Source organism: Pedobacter sp. 10L46_2 (assembly GCF_056395165.1).
This window is the reverse complement of the sequence record NZ_JBFTIZ010000045.1, coordinates 1-17597: the sequence shown is the minus strand read 5'-3', so window position 1 is coordinate 17597 and position 17597 is coordinate 1. Positions and strand designations below refer to the sequence as shown.

Genomic DNA, 17597 nt, shown 5'->3' with positions numbered 1-17597 from the left:
TAGGTGGCTGCCAGACTGAAGGATCATTAGACGCGATATGGCCGGGAGCGATATCTGAATACTCTTTATCAATAATCAATGAAACCGTACTGGTTAATAATGTTTGCGTTACAACCGTTGGTGTACTGCAGCAACAGCATACGCAAAACGGAGAGCAATCGTCATTTGCCAGGCTGTTGTGATCATCGGCATGCCCTGCTTTTGAAACGCTGGTCTGTTCAGAAACTTTGGCGTTGGCGAAATCCTTGCAAGGCGTAAAGCTCACAACAATAATGATCAAACAAATAAGCCAACTGAAGAATTTCACAGCAAACAATTTTTCCAAAAGTATAAAAAATTCTAATATTCCGTATCTTATCCACAAATTCAAACCTGTTACTTTTTAAGAAGATATGATAAGATCAGTCATTTTTTGGAGTGTCGCCTGCATACTTGCAATATTGGCAAGCCTAAAATTTATGGGGTCAAAAACCAAAGCTACCCCACAGCCATCAGATCAACCCAATATCATTGTAATTATTTCCGACGACCATGCTTATCAGGCAATTGGCGCCTATGGCAATAAAATAGCACATACACCAAACATAGACCGGCTTGCCAAAGAAGGCGCATTGCTAACAAATCAGCTGGTTACCAATTCCATATGCGGACCAAGCAGAGCCTGCTTTTTAACCGGCAAGTACAGTCATATAAACGGCTACAAAGCAAACGACGGCAAGTTTAACGTGGATCAGCAACTGCTACCGCGACTATTGAGCAGTGCCGGCTATCAGACCGCATGGATTGGCAAATGGCATTTAGGTACTTTACCGGGCAAGGCATTTGACCATTGGGAAATTATGCCCGACCAGGGATTTTATTACAACCCTGATTTTATCAATAAAAACAACGATACCACCCGAACCGAGGGATATGTTACCAATATTATTACCGATAAGGCAACGCAATGGCTAAACTCACGTGATAAAAGCAAGCCTTTCTTTTTGGTAGTAGGCGAAAAGGCTACCCACAGGGAATGGTTACCAGATATTCAGGATCTAGGTGCTTATGATGATATAGATTTTCCGCTTCCCGCAACATTTTTTGATGAATACGAAGGAAGGCCCGCAGCCAAACAGCAGTACATGACCATTGCAAAAGCAATGGAACTTGATCGCGACCTAAAGGTTAATGTGGATTTTAACAATTTCAATCTTTATAAAAGGATGAACCCTACTCAACGTAAAGCCTTTGCAGATTATTACCAGCAAAAGGTCACCAAAGATTTTGAACAGAAAAAACCATCGGGCAAAGCCTTAGCCACCTGGAAATACCAGCGTTATATGAAAGATTATTATGCTACTGCAAATTCGCTGGACCGGAATATCGGTGAAATCCTTAATTACCTTGATAAAGCAGCGCTAAGCAAAAATACCATTGTAATTTATGCCTCAGATCAGGGTTTTTACTTAGGAGAGCATGGTTGGTTCGATAAGCGTTTTATGTACGAAGAATCTTTAAAAACACCCTTCATAGTAAGATATCCCGGTAAAGTAAAAGCAGGGAGTACCATTAACAATATAGTGGCCAACATAGACTGGGCACCTACTTTATTGGACATTGCAGGTGCTAAAGTACCAGCCGACATACAAGGAAAATCTTTCTGGCCTTTGCTTAAAGGCAACAAAACCGGAAAACCAGATAAGCCTGTTTATTATCACTACTATGAATACCCCGGTCCGCATTTGGTAAACCCTCACTTCGGCATCAGAACCAATCAATACACGCTGATCCGTTTCTATGGAAAGCTTAATTACTGGGAGCTTTATGATGTAAAAAAAGACCCCGGCGAATTGAAGAACCTGGCTGATCTTAAAGAATATGCACTGGTCATGGCCGATCTAAAGAAAAAGCTAAACTCAGCTACCCACGAATACAAGGACGAGGAAGCCGAACAAATTATAAAAAATTTATAATTTGACATTTATTTGATAATATTCCTTATATTCCGTTATTAAAGGGGAAATTATGAGGTTATTATTCATGTTTACATTTTGCCTGTTTGCTATAACTGCAGTAGGCCAAACCAGTCCGGTATCTGATAAAGTAAATGTTGTTTATGAAAAGGATGCTAAGAAGCTGCCAGCGGGAATCCAGCCTAAGTATTTTCTGGATAGTGTGCTAATCGGTTCCTGCCTTCCGCTCTTCAGTCAGGAAGAAATTAAAAACATTAATGTAAGTACTGATAGTAAAATCGGTGAAGTTTATGTAATGACTAAAAATCCCGGGGCATTCAGGTTCATGACCTTAGATGAGATCAAAAACAAATATGTAAAATCTCCATCGCCTGCCACCTTGTATATGATAGATAATGACCTGGTAAAGGGCAATATAGCCAACCTTAAAATTGATGAGAATTACATTCTAAATATTAATATTTTGTCTGAAAGTGATTTTGGTTCTTTAAAAGGAGCTGTAAAAGACATCGACATCATCAAGATCACCACTAAAAGCAAAGAAAACCTGGAGAGAGCAGGCCAGGTTTATATAAGAGGGACTGAGTTTCAGGCAGGGTTATAAAGCTGGGTTACCAGCTATCCGTCCTAAAGGGTTCAGCAGGCAATCCTTCTACGTTATACAAATTTCCCTCTGCTCTGTCTTTAAAGGCATATCTAACAGCGACCGGGCTTTTAACCGACTCACTGCTTACTACTACCGTTTTGCCTTTAATTAATGCTTCGGCTGGATAAAACACCTTATCAATACCGGCGATCTCGAAAGAAATCAGCTTCTGATCATAAGCGGTCAGTCCGTTGGGGATTTCATCAAAGCTCAGCACCGCCTTGTCGCCCGTTATTTCTAAAGATTTATAAACCGGCCCCCTGAATACAATGCCTTGTTTGCCATAAGTATTGTTAAGTGCCCAATAAGCCAGCCTTTTACTGATAATGGTTTTATCAGGCGGATGGATGGTAGTCATACTGCCCACATCAACACTAACCACCATTCCGGAGTTGGGTATCAGTTTCATTGCTCTTGATTGCGCTTCATACAAAAGCGGTATCTGATCCGCATGGTCCTTATACACGTTTGGTGCAATCTGCACATAGTAAAAAGGCCATTCACCGGAGTTCCATAGCTGTCGCCACTGCTTAACCATAGCCGCCATTTTTTTATCGTAAGTAAGTGGGTTCATCCTGTTATTTTCTCCCTGATACCATAATGTGCCTTTAATGGAATAACCAATAATCGGGTTGATCATGGCATTAAATAATACCCCCGGGTTGTTCTTGGCAATTTTAGCGGTATCGGCCGGAATTTTAAAATCATTGAATCCCTGCAGGCTGCTTGTGGTCATCCATGCTTCGATGTCTGTACCCCCAAATGCCGATTGGATAATCCCAACAGGGACTTTTAGTCTTTTCTGAAGTATCCTTGCAAATTGATAACCAACCGCACTAAACTCTTTAACTGAGGCTGCATCGGCACTTTCCCATTTGGCATCCAATTGTGTTTGCGGGGTTTTAGACATTTTCTTTTCTACTCTGAACAACCTGATGCCCGGCTCATCGGCATCCATTAATATCTCGTTAGAATTCAAAATTGGCTGATTGGCATATCCCTTCACGGGCATTTCCATATTTGACTGGCCAGAGCACAACCATACTTCTCCAATAAAAACATCATCCACTACCAGTTTACTGCCATCGTTAAAAGTAATTTTGTAAGGCCCACCGGCTTTAGGAGTGGCTACAGCCAGCCTCCATGTTCCTTCCTTTGTGGTGTTAACGTTGTATACTTTTTGGTTCCAGGAGGTCTGTACGGTTACTTTTGCATTGGCTTTGGCTGTACCCCATAAGGTAACATTGCTTTGCTGCTGTAATACCATGCCACTGGAAATGATGGCCGGCAAGGTTACATTTGCTTTAAGGACTGTGGTATTCCATAAAAGCATTACAGATACCAGGACAATAAAATGTTTTTTCATACCACTAAATTTATACATTATTCTTTTTTAGTTTCACCGCAAATAACGACCATGTGGCCAATAGCATTGCAACTGCTGAAACCTGATAAACAATAGAAAGATCAACCTGAGCATCTTTTAATGCACCACCAACATACACCATTAAACCACCAATAATTGTACTTAGAAAATTAAGGAATCCATAACCTGTGGCGATGTATCTTCCATCGGCCACTTGTCGTAATATCGGCATTAAATTCGCGTCATTAAACCCTCTTGCCAAACCAAAGACAAGCATGGCAATAATGGCGATGCTGAAGACATTTGTAGAGGCCATTAGAAACAAGAAAGGCGCACCAAGTGTAAAACCAATGATGAGCATGTACAAACGGCCCCTGTTATTTTTTCGGGTCCATCTATCGGCCAGAATCCCCCCCACAATTACGCCCACAAAGGAACCGATCTGGATATAACCTGTTGCCGAAATACCGGCCTGGCCAAGATTAAGGTTAAAATGGTCTTTTAGAAACGTTGGCAGCCAGCCATAAACAAGCCAGTTTACAATACCCAATATGGCAAAATAGAACAACAGGATAAAGAAAGAGGCTTCACTAAAAAGTACTTTTAAAGCTCCTGTAAGGCTAATTTTCGGCATTACCTCTTCTTCTCCTTCTGTAACCACAACAGGATCAGGCTTATGGTCCCTCAACACATACAACAGAATCAGGGAATACACAATACCTACAATTCCAAAAACATGGAATCCGGAACGCCAGCCCCACAATTCGGCAATATATCCGCCTAAGCCACCAAGTGCCAGACCTGCATATAAACCACTCATATGCAAGCCCGTTGCAAGGGAACGGGTTTTTCCTTTATGATAATCGGTAATTAAAGCCAGTGCCGCAGGGATATAGCAAGCCTCGCTTACGCCCATTAAAAAACGGGCAGCCAGCATTTCGTGAAATGAGGTGGTAAAGCCGGTCCATAAAGTAACCACCGACCAAACCATTACACTAAAAACAATTACCTTTTTTCTGCTGTACCTATCGGCAAAGTAACCGCCAAAAGGACTTAAAAAACCGTACGACCATAAGAATACAGAGGTAAGCAATCCAAATTGTGCATCAGTTAAATTGAAATCTGTAACAATAGGATCGCGCATCGAGGTAATTAAAATACGATCCAGATAGTTTAAAAAAGCCACTATCCATAGCATGGCTACAATGATCCACGAGTAGAAGGAGGTAGTTTGTCTGGAATTCTTCATTTGTAAGTTGCGATTAATACGTTAGGGGTTCTCACTGCAGGTCTGATTTCGCCACCGGGAATAATTACATTTCCGTTCCAGACTGTTAAAGTTGTAGTTACAGGCGGCCGGGTAGCAAATGCCTTTCCATCAGACGTCCAGGTATTGGTAAGCGTATTATAATTTAAAATTCTATTTGAAAAGCCAGGGTGTTTTTCTTTTAATACCACTGCGCTTGCGGCTAGTTTACCATCATCGCCACCAAATATTTGTAATGAGGATTGCCCTAAAGCATAAGCAGGCGTTGGAGCCGCCGCTACCGAAGTTGGAAGGTCTGCTATCTTCTTCCATCCTGTTTCGGGCTGATACCGATAAGCATCTTTTAAATACTCGCGGCTGCCATCGATCAGTGCTACCCCGCTAAACAGGTAAAATGCATCACCTTGTGCACCGGCAACGCTAAGCATTCGTGGGGCGCCCAGCCAGGTTGGCAATACCTTCCAGCCCTTTTCAATTGCATTAAGATCCAATGCCCAGAAATTAGCTCCGGCAACCTTATCATCTGGTTTCTCAATTCCGCCGGCAACATAAATTACACTTCCAACCAGCGCCGCCGATGTATTTGCAATTGCATGAGGCAGGTTTGGCAAGTTGACGGTTTCAATTTTCCCGTTCTTATAATTCAGCATAAACACTTCTGCACGGTGGCCTTTTTCATTACTGCCTCCAAGAATAATTACGGCATCTTTCCAGTTTATGGAAGCCCCGTAGCCTAATGGATAGGGTAATTTACCTGCTTCTTTCCATTTCCCTTTTGGGTTTTCGAGAACAAAAATATGATCATGCCATGCCTTGGCAGAGCCCGTCCACGGTGCACCGCCATCGGGGAAATTTGCACCACCGGCAACCAGTAATGCGCCATTGGAAACACCGGCAAAAGAACCTGCAAAACCAACGCGATCAGGAACCGGCGGCAGGCTGCTCCATAATAAGCCAGACCTGGAGACCTGCTGCGCCAGCCCTTTATTTAAGAGTATAGTCATAAAAAAAATAAGAAGAAGATTAAAGTACCTGTTCATCATCAGGATTGTTTAACGATATCGAAAAATCCGATCTCATCAAGGGATGTTTTAAATTGTGCCGCTTGTGCATCTGAAAGAGGCTCAAGAGGTAATCTGCAAGCACCTAACTCCAGTCCCTCCATTTTCATGATGGCCCGCTGTGCAGGAATTGGCGGATATTTAACCAAAGCGCGAACCATATTTACCGAATGCAGCTGCATGGCTGCTGCTTCCTCCTGCTTTCCTTCATTGTAAAGCTTTATTACTTTCAAATACAGTGGAGCAGCGAAGGTATAGGTGCTGCCAATAGCCCCCTTTGCCCCTACTGCAAGTGCAGGAAGCAACATTTCATCGTAACCAAAAAGGATATCAAATTTTCCGTTCTTATAATTCAGACAGGCCTGGTATTCATGCAAGGTAGAGGCGGTATACTTAATCCCGGCAAGGTTAGGAATTACCTTTTCTGCCTGCTCCAAAAAGGTGATCATATCCATACCTACCCCGGTAAGGGTTGGGATGCTATAGTAATAAAATGGTGTATTGGGTGCGGCTGATGCAATCTCCGCCATGCTCTTAACAAGATTATCAACACTTGTTGGTTTAAAATAAAAAGCGGCAACAGAAGAAATGGCATCGGCACCAATCTGCTCCGCATGAGCTGCAAGCTTGCGGCATTCCTGAATGGAGCTATGCCCTACATGCACCAGTACAAGGATACGTTTGGCCGCAGCCTTCACATAAGCTTCGGCAATAGCCATCCGCTCTTCAATTGTTAGGTTTGGCCCTTCGCCATTGGTGCCGCAAATAAAAACGCCAGATAATCCATCAGCTATCATTTTGTCGACTATCGTTGGGATAATGTCTAAATTAATTGTTCCATCTTCACGATAAGCCGCAAAAGTGGCGGCTATTAATCCGGTTATTTTGTTCATATATATTAGATTGTTTGTTGATTATTTATTTCTCGTTGGGAGTTGTAAGCCATTTAGCGTTAAACCTTTTAAGCACCATGGAATAATTAAAGTCGTTGCTGGTATTGGTTTCGTACAGGCAATAAATGGTTCCATCTGGTGTAACAGCCACATCAGAATAGCCTGATGAACCCGCATTGATCACTTTCTTTACCGCCCAGGTTTGTCCTTCATCATAACTAACTCTGGCAGTAAGGTTTTTGCGTGGCGGTTTAGGTACGTCTTTGGTATCTGGGTTGATAAAAAGCATACCGGATTTCTGTTTATCCTGCAACCTGATGATGGTAGCCATGCATATTGGCTCGTATAATTCTTCGTCAAATACAGGCTTTGTCCATCCGCTTATTCCATCATTGCTATAGCTGATTCCTCTGCGGTGCTCATCAGAAGTATTTCTGATGTTTACCATCACACGGCCATCATTAAGTTCAATTGCCATGGTTTCACTTGGGTTTTTAAACTCCGGGGTGTTGCCGGCAATGATGGCACCACGTTTCCAGGTCTTACCCAGATCATCACTATAAATTGTAGCAATGCAAGATGGCGCATGGCTTCTTCTTGGTGTAGTTTTAGCAGGATCGCTTAACCATACAGGCACCAGCAGCCGACCATTTTTTAACTGTATGCTGTGGCCCGGGCCAGGTGCCAGTACTTTCCAGTTATACTCTGGCTTGAAGGCCTCAAACGCATAGGTAATGTCTATTGCAGGGCTCCACGTTTTACCCTCATCTGTAGAACGGGTATAGTAAGCAGTAGCATAATCACGCTGATACAGCAGGTGAATGGTACCATCGCGATCTACAATTGGTGTAGCATTACTTGTTGGCTGTCCGCTTTTCCTTGCGGCAATCACTACATTACTTTCCCAGGTGCGTCCTCCGTCAGTGCTTCGGCGCATCAGTAGGTCCATATCAGCCCAATCGCTGGCTGTACCTATCCTTCCCTCACAAAATGCAAGCAATGTTCCTTTTTTGGTTGCTACCAATGCAGGTATCCGCATGGAGGCATATTCCCCTCCGGGTGAAAAGACCAGGGTACTGTCAAGCAATGCCCGATCGGCAGCGCCTTTTCTTGTTTTACATCCATTGCCAATCATGAGCAATACCAAGCTGGTACAAATTAGGATAAAGCAGTTTCTTAGTGTTTTTTGCATTTGGGAAAATATTAAACTTGGTTAGTAAAAACTTCAGGTAAAAGTTCAGCACATTTTTCTCTTACCGACAGTACCTCTGCCTGTGGTATCCATTTATAGGGCCAGCGCAGGCGGGTACTTATAGGCGTCCAACCACCTACAGCCGCCATAAATTTATCAACAGCCTGATTGGAGTATCCTTTATCTCTAATATAAGGAACAATACACTCCTCCATAAATTGCTGGATTCGGGCCTGCAGCTCAAAGGGATCTCCGCTGTGGTTTGCAATGTTATTATACCAGCGCTGTGCAAGCCCCGGATTTAAACAAGCTACATTGGAATAAGCACCATGGGCACCGTTTGCAATTCCCGTGGCCAGATGATGGCCGGGAATAAACACAGAAAACGGGATATTTATTGCATTCATTTCCTTGTACCACTGCTCATCGCCACCAGCAACTTTGCATCCTGCCAGAGGTATACCTGCTTCAAGTATTTCTGCAAATTCTTTCGGCAGAAGTTTTCTTTTGGCATGCGGGGGGTTGTATAAGATCAGCTTTATGGGATCGGCGGCCGCGCATATCACCTTTAAAAAGTCAATGATCTCTTCCATGGATGGCACAAACCAATCGGGCAAAATGATCTGTATGGCAGAGGGCTGCAGTGCCTTAGCGCGCTTAACCCTTTCCAATGATATTTTAGGGCTCATATGCGAGCAGCCAATTTGAAATGGCATACCTGCAGCATTACATTTTGTTGCAAGGATGCCGTTTACTTTATCAAATTCCTGCTCGGTCTGGTTATAGAATTCGCCGGCCGTACCATTAGAATAGATTCCATTTACGTTACTGGCAATCAATACATCAATTTCACTTTCCAGCTGTTCATAATTGATGCCGTCGTCATTGTTGATCGGAAGCAGCAAGGTTGCCCAATTGCCATAAATTTCATCTGCCTTTAGTGGAGTCATTTTATTCTGAATTGCTATAAATTAATATCCTTCTGTTTGTTTAATGTTAGGATTATTTGCAAATACCGTAGTATTTAGCGGCCAGAACAACGGAGTAGTTTTACCAACCAGGTTAGGAACATAGGTATACACATTAATGGTTCCCCCTTTATGAAAACGGACAAGATCGTACCAGCGCTTGTTCTCAAAAAACAACTCACGACCACGTTCATCAAGGATTTCACGCTCTACGTCGCTCTTAATGGTAGATGCTGTATAGTTCCCTGTATTGGCCCTTTGTCTTACTTTGTTCAGGTATTCAATTGCCAATGGTATGTTATTTAATCCGGCGTAAGCCTCTGCCTTCATCAAAAAGATATCCGACAAGCGATAGATGATCAGGTCATTATCAGAAACACGGCCATCGGCGTAGATGTTTCCGGAATATTTGGTGATCCATGAAATTTTCGGACCGCTTGCCTGCAGCTCCGTAATCCAGGTATATGGGATTCTTTTATCATCAGGGTTGGTAAATAAAGCTTTTGATTTTGGGCTAATCTGATAAGCACCCTGTCCATTTGCTGAGGTTTGCGCATAAGGGATTTTATCCAGATTCAATGCCCCATCAACCCCTGTTAGATAAGGAAGTGCATTTACACCATAATTGCCCCCAGCCTCATCCCTTTGAAAGTAAGCTGCCAGTGCCACCTCAGGATTGGTAGCTGCCCTTACCCCGGTTACATTTTTATAATCCTGGTTTAGGGTTAATCCCGATGCTTCTACCTCAGTAATTGCCGCAGCGGCAGCGGTAAGGTCAGCATCGCCACCACCAAGTACTTTTGCATTCCATAAGTATGCATCTGCCTTTAGTGCCATTGCTGATCCATATGCAAAGCGATATTTAGAAGGATAAGCGGTTTTTGAAAATCCACTTATAGCAGTAAAATTCTGGATGGCCAGATCCAGATCTGACTGGATCTGCTTCAAAACATCCACAGCTGTTGCCCTTGGCAGCAAAGGCACATTTTCATCTTCAACTGCGGTAAGCATTAAAGGCGCATCGCCAATGATGCGGGTAAGGTTAAAATAGAAATAGGCCCTTAAAGAATAGGTTTCTGCAAGGATCCTTCTCTTCGCATCCGGATTGCTTGCAAAAGAAAATCCTTCGATCTTTTTTAGCAATAAGTTGCAATGTCCGATGGCTTTGTACCAATCGTTATAATTAATTGCGCCTGAAGAAGGTGTAATGATCTGACTCCACGATACTCCAAACCTGGAATTAAGCGCAGCAACCAGTTCCTCGCTACGCTCAGTGCCGTACACAATATTATTGGCAAACAAACGCATATAAGTATAGATACCGGTAACGTATGGTTCAAAATCATTCTCATTTTTAAAGAATACCTCATCGGTGATACTTGATTGAGGATCTACTTCGAGCAGCTTTTTACAACCAGGAGATATGGCTGACAGAGATACTATGGCTATTATAATTAATGTAATCTTTTTCATAATTGGTTTTTTTAGAATTTCAATGTGGCCCCTAATAAAAATTGTCTTGGTCTTGGATAACCACCCGGATCAAAACCGGTATATACTTCAGGATTTAGCCCTTCATATTTGGTTAAATAGCCCACATTGTATACCGTAGCGAAAATATTAAGCCCCGAAGCTTTTATTTTTTCAAGTACTTTTTTTGGAACATCATAAGAAATTGAAATCTCCCTAAAGGCCAGGAAATCGCCTTTAGAATACATTGCAGATACATCTGAATTGTAACTATTGTTATTTCCAAGCGGCGCGTTGCGTAAGTAATTGCGCTGTCCGAAATCATAATCTGCAAAAGAGAAACGGGCATATTTTTTACCCTCATCACCTTGTTTCTGCCAGATATCCGGACCAATAGCGATTGATGGTGCACCTTCGTTAAATGCCCTGCCCTGGCCTAGTGAACGGGCTAAAGCGCCATTACTGATCAGGTGCCCCATGGCATAATCCACTGTAAACCTTAATGAGATGTTTTTATAACTAAAGGTATTTTGCATACCTCCCATTTTATTAGGATTTCTATAACCCATAAAAACCTGGTCTTTTGTATCAATCACCCCATCACCATTCACATCATCAAAAATATAATCGCCACCACGTTTCCCTACTGTTATCCCCTGCGGAGAAGCAAGGTTATCTTTTACCTTGGCATTCCAGGCTTTAGCCTCCTCGTCTGTAGCAAACACACCCGTTACCCGGTATGCATAGATTGGGTAAGGACGCTCCCCTTCTGCAAAACCTCCTGCTTCTACCAATGAATTGGAAGCCGGATCGAAGATCATATCACCACCTTGTCTGTTCTTCGCGCGACCATTATCAGGCAGTTTAGTAATTAAAGCCTGGTTGTATGCAAAAGAAAAATTAGCGTCCCATTTAAAATCATTTCCTTTAATGATGGCTGCACCAAGTTCAATTTCCACACCTCGGTTGCGCAGCTCGCCGTTGTTAAATGCGATTGACCCAAAAGGAGATTCCGATGGCAAAGGTTTAGAAGCCAGCCTGTCTTTGGTTCTTTTGTTATAATAATCTACAGTCAGGTTAATGCGGCTGTTTAAGAAAGAAGCATCAAATGCCAAATCAGTAGTTTCAGTTGATTCCCAACGCAGGTTATAGTTTGCCAGGTTGGACCTTAAAATACCGGAGCTTTGTCCATAATTAGCTGTTCTGTTATCCAGAACCGAAGCATAGCCCCCATAGGTATCAGTAATACTCAGGTCGCTAAGCCCCGCTGCACCCCAGCTTGCTCTTAGTTTTAAAGCATTAATCGCTTTTACGTTCCAGAAATCTTCTTTATGAACATTCCATCCAATGGAAGCCGAAGGGAAGAATGCGTATTTGTTTTCAATGGCAAAGTTCGAGAAACCATCGTAACGAAGTGAACCACTGAACAGGTATTTAGCTTTGTAATCATAGTTCACCTGTGTAAATGCACTGGCAGATCTGGATTCGCCAATGGTAGTAGCAAAGTTGGTAACATTACTCATCACCACCCCATTGATTACGGTTGTTGGTGGTTCGTTTATGGTATAGATATAATCGTTGCTTCCTCTTTGAGAACCTAAGCTGGCCACGTGATCTGTGTTCCTGATAAAATTAACCCCACCAAGGGCAGTAAAATTATGCACATCTTTTATACTAAAATCGTATTGCAAAACCTGATCGATCATCAGCTGTCTTGCGTTTTTGGTATAGTCATTTTTCTGACGCTGTGTGGACGGCTGCACCTCATCGGCAGGTGTTCCCTTTCTCATGAACAGTTCTTTATAATCATCTATCAGATAAGAAAAGGAAGGTTTAAAATGCAACCCTTTGGTGATGGTCAAATCGCCGGCAACCCTGGATACCAACCTTTCACTTGAGGTACGGGTATCATCATACATCAATGTATGGAAGCGGTTACGAACAGTATACAGCTCACCCGGCATTGGATTTCCATCGTCCTTAAAAGTACGGATCAAAGGCGTAATGCGTGTACCTCTAACCAGCTCATTTTGAAAACCATCTACATAATTAGGCATTACGTTCTGATAGTTTAACATCACATCGATGCGGAAATTATCTGCAGCTTTGAACCCGAAATTTCCAAGTCCATCATAACGTTTGTATTTGGTTCCCACAAAGGTACCTGCCTGATTGGTATACCCCATCGACAGGTTAAAGTCAGATTTTTCGCCACCCCCACTGATAGACAGGTTTTCGTTACTGCTCAAACCAGTGTTCCAAAGCATATCCTGATAGTTGTTATCCGCATATAATAGTTTTGTACCCGGGTTAATGGGATCGTCCATTACTTTCCAGCCTTTGGACAACAGGTTGTCTACGTAAGATTGTCCTTCTACAGATACGATATTATCATATAAGGCAGTAAGGTTAATGTTTTTACCATACTGGCCTTTTTGTGTATAAACACGAGTACCTGCAGAGAAACCACCATTGTTTAACAGGTTGTTTTTATCAAGTGCATCAGCAGTATTTTTAACTGTGGTACGCGCCAAACGCAGGTATTGTTCGGCATTCAGGTAATCGTAATCCCTTGCTGGCGTTTCCCATGTGGTTCTGTGGTTTAGCGCAATGGTCATTTTACTATTCGCTTTACCACCTTTTGTTTTGATTACAATAACCCCATTTGCACCCCTTGCCCCATATATTGCGGTTGAAGCTGCATCCTTCATCACCTGCAGTGATTCTATATTATCAGGATTCACATCATTCATAGACCTGAATACCCCATCAACAATTACAAGCGGAGAACTGCTGTCGGAAGCACCTGTTGAACTACCGCCATTGTTACCCAAACCAGAACCATAAGCGTTAGGTTTGGTACCACCCCTGATGATGATGTTTGTAGCACCTACCCCGGGCTGCCCGGTGGTAACCGGTACCGAAACACCTGCAATTTTACCCTGCAGGGCCTGTACGGGATTTGGACTGGCGATGTTTTTTAGCTCATCGGCACCAAGCTTTGAAATGGCAGCTGTGGTTTTGGTTCTCGACTGCTGTGTATAACCCACAATCAAGACTTCTTCCATTGAAGTTACATCAGATTCCAGCACCACGTCAATTTGTTTTTGCCCGTTTACAGGCACCTCCCTGGCTTTAAAGCCAAGATAAGAGAATACCAAAATCCCTTGATCTGATGGTATTCTAATGGCGTATTTACCGTTCACATCGGTAGATATCCCGATAGTACTACCCTTAAGTTTTACACTAACACCCGGTAGTGTTTCCCCCCCTGCACCCGAAGTAACCTTCCCGGAGATTTGCAGTTCGCGTGTCTGCCCAAAGAGGTTTTTAGTTGCGAAAAAGCAACAGAGAACGGATAGAAAAATAAAAATCCTTTTCTTCATAACTGGTTTAATTTTAATATTTGGTTTATGGTTGTGATGTGCTCAAGGGATGATAAAAACACATCGTATTTGGTTTTATGGTTCTGTACTGCCGTTTAAGATCCAGGCGAGATTGAACTTGTTAAATTCAATAGATTTATTGCTGCTGGCTGAATCATGAACATTTTCATTGTATTCTACTAAGGCACCAATGCAGTAATCGGCGGTTTTTACCATGCTAGAGTAGCCACCGTAAGCTACAGTGCTGTTGGTATAATCGCAATTAGCAGTACTATAAAGTGCACGGCTTCTTGGCCAGGTAACCCCATCATCATAACTGATGCGCACGGTCATGTTACAACGCTGACCGGTTCCGTTGGGATTAAGGAATATGATCCTGTTCGGGTCGTCGGTATTATATCTTAACATGGAACCTTCGCACTTTGGATCGGGCAATGCAGTTACCGTTGAAAAAGCGGGGAAACCGCCGGCAATAGAACCCACTGATTTCCTTCTGGTTTTTGATAAATTCCACTCGGTAGTTCCCGGCCTGTCATTTCTCATCAGGCTTCCATTCATCAATTCCACTATGGTACTTTCATCTGTACCACCGGCAGTTAATTCATATTGCCATGTTGCACCATGATCATCACTATAAATATTTCTTCCGTATGCCGGAACAATCAACCTGCCGGGGTGATCGTATGCTGTTCTGATACCTATACCCGGACCAACACAATCCCATTTGTACGAAGGTGGCGTTAGGCTGCTCGTACGATCTAAGGGAACAGACCAGGTAACACCATCATCATCGCTATATGAAGTATGAATTTTTCTATCGCCCCATGCCTGAAAATCTGACCATTGGGCTTTAAACTCATCATTCCACTCCAGAAACAGCCAGATTCTTCCGTTTACGCCCTGAGTTGGGTCGTAAACAGCTGTTGGATTGCCCCATGTACCAGCGCCACTCCCAACAACTTCACCTAAGGTAGACCAGCTGGTTCCGTTGTTTACAGATCTTTTATATACAACATTGATATCGCCATAATCACTTGGGCTCCATCTTCTGCCTTCGGCAAAGGCAACCAGAGTTCCGTTCTTTGTTTTTATGATTGAAGGAATTCTGAAAGAATGGTATATACTTTCATTGCCTCCGTTAAATACGACCACACGCGTATTCACTGGAGCGGCCAGTACGGCAGCGGCTACCTTGGCTGTGCCTGAGGCTGTTGGTTTTTCAATGGTACTTGCACTTATTGAGTTTTTAGAACACCCGATGGCAAGAGAGACGATGAGAAGGAGACAGCAAGATACGATGACAAGATATTTGCTATCATTTTTTTTGAAGTGATTCATAGCGGTCATTTAATATTTGGTTATAAGCCCTTATGTAGGACATATCAAATGTGGGAACTATTTTTTATAAAAGCAAATATTTAAATTTCATTTATACAGGAACGGCCTCCAAATATAGTTTGAAGGCCGTTCCTGTATAAAGATGTAAAGCAAAAATTACTTTAACCGATCGAAATGAGGCTTAAGATGTGCCTCCATTCCCTTTTTAAAATCAGCTTTTGATCCTGTTTTCAGGATCTGAACCAGGTCCATATGGTTAATTTTTCCTCTTGTTGGCTTCTTTTCCAGGGTAACAACATAGTCGAAAATAGGAAGCAGCATGATTTGAAATCTTTTCAGTGTATCGTTGCCCGACATTTCGTAAAGCTTACCATGAAAAGCAATTTCATTTTTAATTCTGAATGAATTATCAAGGTTCACTTCTTTTTTAGCTATACTTTCCAATTCGGCAATATCCTTATCGGTTTTTCTGATGTAAATCAGATCAGCCAATCCCATTTCAAGTACAAGTCTGAGCTCAAAAATATCCTGAAGCGTTTCCTTATCTATTATCAACGGGTCAAGAACACGCTCAAACGTTCCCAGAATATCTGGTCTGGCCAGCACCATCCCTCTTTTCTTTTTAGTTTCAATCATGCCCAGCATACGCAGTCTGCTCAGTGCTTCTCGTAAAACATTTCTGCTTACACCTAAAGCTTCTGCCAGCTCCAATTCTTTTGGCAACGCATCGCCGGGCAGGAAGGACTTCTTTTTTAAATATTCTCTGAGTTTTACTTCAACAACATCTGCCATCGTAATTGACGCGATGGGAGCCAGATCTTTACTTAAATCGTTAATTGCCATAATGCATCAAAAATGAGATATTTTTTGTTAATATGTACTACAAGATAAAAATATTCTCACTCCACAATTTCGGCAAATTACTTTTTCTCAGCTTAATTTAAAGGCGGTGTATTCAGTGTAAGTATAGGCCAAACACCCGGTCTAGGGTAACTTACTCCTTTGGTTTCGCCTTTCGCAGCATCTGAACCAAAATAGTAGAGCGGATGACCTTTGTACGTTAGCTGATTTTTACCAACAGAAGTTATTACTGTAAAATCTGCTTTTTTTAGTACAGAGGGAATGTTTAAAATCTCCGATTCAAATATTGGCCATACGGCATTGTTACTAAGATCAGGCTTGGTAAAATTGTTTTTGTTAAAAGTATCGGGCGTAAAGGCATACAGTGTGCGGCCCTTTGCATCGGTTAGGTAAACGGTTATCCCCACTCCTTCTTTTGAATCGGCAGTATAATTTTTACCATCGTGACCAACTAATTGCTGGCTGGCCATCATGACAGAATAATCTGGTTTGGCAACAAACCAGATGCCACCTACCCCATCTCCTTTGATCTCGTCTTTGCCCTTATCGCCGGCATAATAATACAGTGGCCATCCTTTATAGGTAGTTTGTTTTGTACCATCGGCCCTTGTGATGGTGGCAATATCCGCAGCATTTAATCCTACGGGAGGGGTCGCATTTTCCGCATAATATACCGGCCATGTGATTAAGCAGCCATCAACACAAGTGGATGCACTATTGGCATCTTTTACAAAACAATAAAGGGTTTTACCTGTACCATCCGTAATAACACTACCGAAGGTTGCCGATGCTGCAAGTTTAAGGTCCAAAGAAACTTCTGGTTCTTTGATCACATCATCTTTTTTCTTTGAGCAGGCAGTAAAAAGTACTGCAGCTAAGCTAAACAGCACAACTTTTTTTTTGAATAAGGGTGACATAGTTGTTTTTTTTAAGGTGAATTAAAGAATTGATTGATAACTAATATGGATTACGGGAAGGCAGCATAAATGGTTGCGCAGAGATCAGAAAATAAATATTTATTTTTAAAGCAACCTATTGCGTAACTTCAACGTACTATAGTTAGTATAGGTGAAAATGGCCAATGTAAAATCGAAAAAATAGGTGCAGGAAATTATTGAAGGTTGCATCAGGAATGACAGAACAAGTCAGTATTTGCTCTATAAAGAATTTTATAGTTATTGTATGGCCATATGC

The 17597-nt window shown here is 42.3% G+C and carries 14 protein-coding genes; 2 read left to right on the top strand and 12 right to left on the bottom strand.

The window, feature by feature from the left end; all coding sequences use genetic code 11:
- Window positions 1-307, bottom strand: a 307-nt coding sequence (locus tag AC1DDX_RS07400) for a hypothetical protein (RefSeq protein ID WP_477621910.1), incomplete at its 3' end; no start/stop codon positions are given.
- Between the two features lie 151 nt (window positions 308-458).
- Here AC1DDX_RS07400 and AC1DDX_RS07395 point away from each other — a divergent pair.
- Both AC1DDX_RS07395 and AC1DDX_RS07390 read left to right on the top strand, forming a co-directional pair.
- Window positions 459-1955, top strand: a complete 1497-nt coding sequence (locus AC1DDX_RS07395) for a sulfatase family protein (RefSeq protein ID WP_288879884.1) — start codon at window positions 459-461, stop codon at window positions 1953-1955.
- Between the two features lie 52 nt (window positions 1956-2007).
- On the top strand, window positions 2008-2559 hold the full coding sequence (locus tag AC1DDX_RS07390; protein ID WP_172660823.1) for a hypothetical protein: 552 nt from the start codon (window positions 2008-2010) through the stop codon (window positions 2557-2559).
- A 7-nt stretch (window positions 2560-2566) separates the two neighbouring features.
- On the opposite strand, the gene AC1DDX_RS07385 is transcribed toward AC1DDX_RS07390, so the two are convergent.
- The 11 genes from AC1DDX_RS07385 to AC1DDX_RS07335 all read right to left on the bottom strand — a co-directional run bounded on the left by AC1DDX_RS07385 (window position 2567) and on the right by AC1DDX_RS07335 (window position 17320).
- Window positions 2567-3967 carry a sialate O-acetylesterase gene (locus AC1DDX_RS07385; protein ID WP_288879882.1) on the bottom strand — a complete coding sequence of 467 codons (1401 nt, stop codon included), beginning with the start codon at window positions 3965-3967 and terminating at the stop codon, window positions 2567-2569.
- A 10-nt stretch (window positions 3968-3977) separates the two neighbouring features.
- A complete protein-coding gene (locus tag AC1DDX_RS07380; protein ID WP_288879880.1) occupies window positions 3978-5216 on the bottom strand; it encodes an MFS transporter in 1239 nt (412 codons plus the stop codon).
- Window positions 5213-6238, bottom strand: coding sequence for a galactose oxidase (locus tag AC1DDX_RS07375; protein WP_288879878.1), 1026 nt, complete (start codon window positions 6236-6238; stop codon window positions 5213-5215). Before AC1DDX_RS07375 ends, AC1DDX_RS07380 begins: the two co-directional genes overlap by 4 nt.
- Window positions 6239-6276: 38 nt before the next feature.
- Window positions 6277-7188, bottom strand: a complete 912-nt coding sequence (locus AC1DDX_RS07370; RefSeq protein WP_288879877.1) for a dihydrodipicolinate synthase family protein — start codon at window positions 7186-7188, stop codon at window positions 6277-6279.
- A gap of 25 nt (window positions 7189-7213) precedes the next feature.
- Window positions 7214-8380 carry a sialidase family protein gene (locus tag AC1DDX_RS07365; protein WP_288879875.1) on the bottom strand — a complete coding sequence of 389 codons (1167 nt, stop codon included), beginning with the start codon at window positions 8378-8380 and terminating at the stop codon, window positions 7214-7216.
- Window positions 8381-8391: 11 nt separating this feature from the next.
- Window positions 8392-9330, bottom strand: a complete 939-nt coding sequence (locus AC1DDX_RS07360) for a dihydrodipicolinate synthase family protein (RefSeq protein WP_288879873.1) — start codon at window positions 9328-9330, stop codon at window positions 8392-8394.
- Between the two features lie 21 nt (window positions 9331-9351).
- On the bottom strand, window positions 9352-10821 hold the full coding sequence (locus AC1DDX_RS07355; protein WP_172660829.1) for a RagB/SusD family nutrient uptake outer membrane protein: 1470 nt from the start codon (window positions 10819-10821) through the stop codon (window positions 9352-9354).
- 11 nt (window positions 10822-10832) lie between these two features.
- Complete coding sequence (locus AC1DDX_RS07350; protein WP_172660830.1) at window positions 10833-14204, bottom strand: SusC/RagA family TonB-linked outer membrane protein; 3372 nt, start codon at window positions 14202-14204, stop codon at window positions 10833-10835.
- Between the two features lie 75 nt (window positions 14205-14279).
- Window positions 14280-15542 carry a sialidase family protein gene (locus tag AC1DDX_RS07345; protein WP_337715732.1) on the bottom strand — a complete coding sequence of 421 codons (1263 nt, stop codon included), beginning with the start codon at window positions 15540-15542 and terminating at the stop codon, window positions 14280-14282.
- 156 nt (window positions 15543-15698) lie between these two features.
- On the bottom strand, window positions 15699-16385 hold the full coding sequence (locus tag AC1DDX_RS07340) for a FadR/GntR family transcriptional regulator (RefSeq protein WP_172660832.1): 687 nt from the start codon (window positions 16383-16385) through the stop codon (window positions 15699-15701).
- A gap of 92 nt (window positions 16386-16477) precedes the next feature.
- Window positions 16478-17320 (bottom strand): hypothetical protein, encoded by an 843-nt coding sequence (locus AC1DDX_RS07335; RefSeq protein ID WP_337715734.1) that lies wholly within the window; start codon window positions 17318-17320, stop codon window positions 16478-16480.
- Window positions 17321-17597 lie beyond the last annotated feature (277 nt).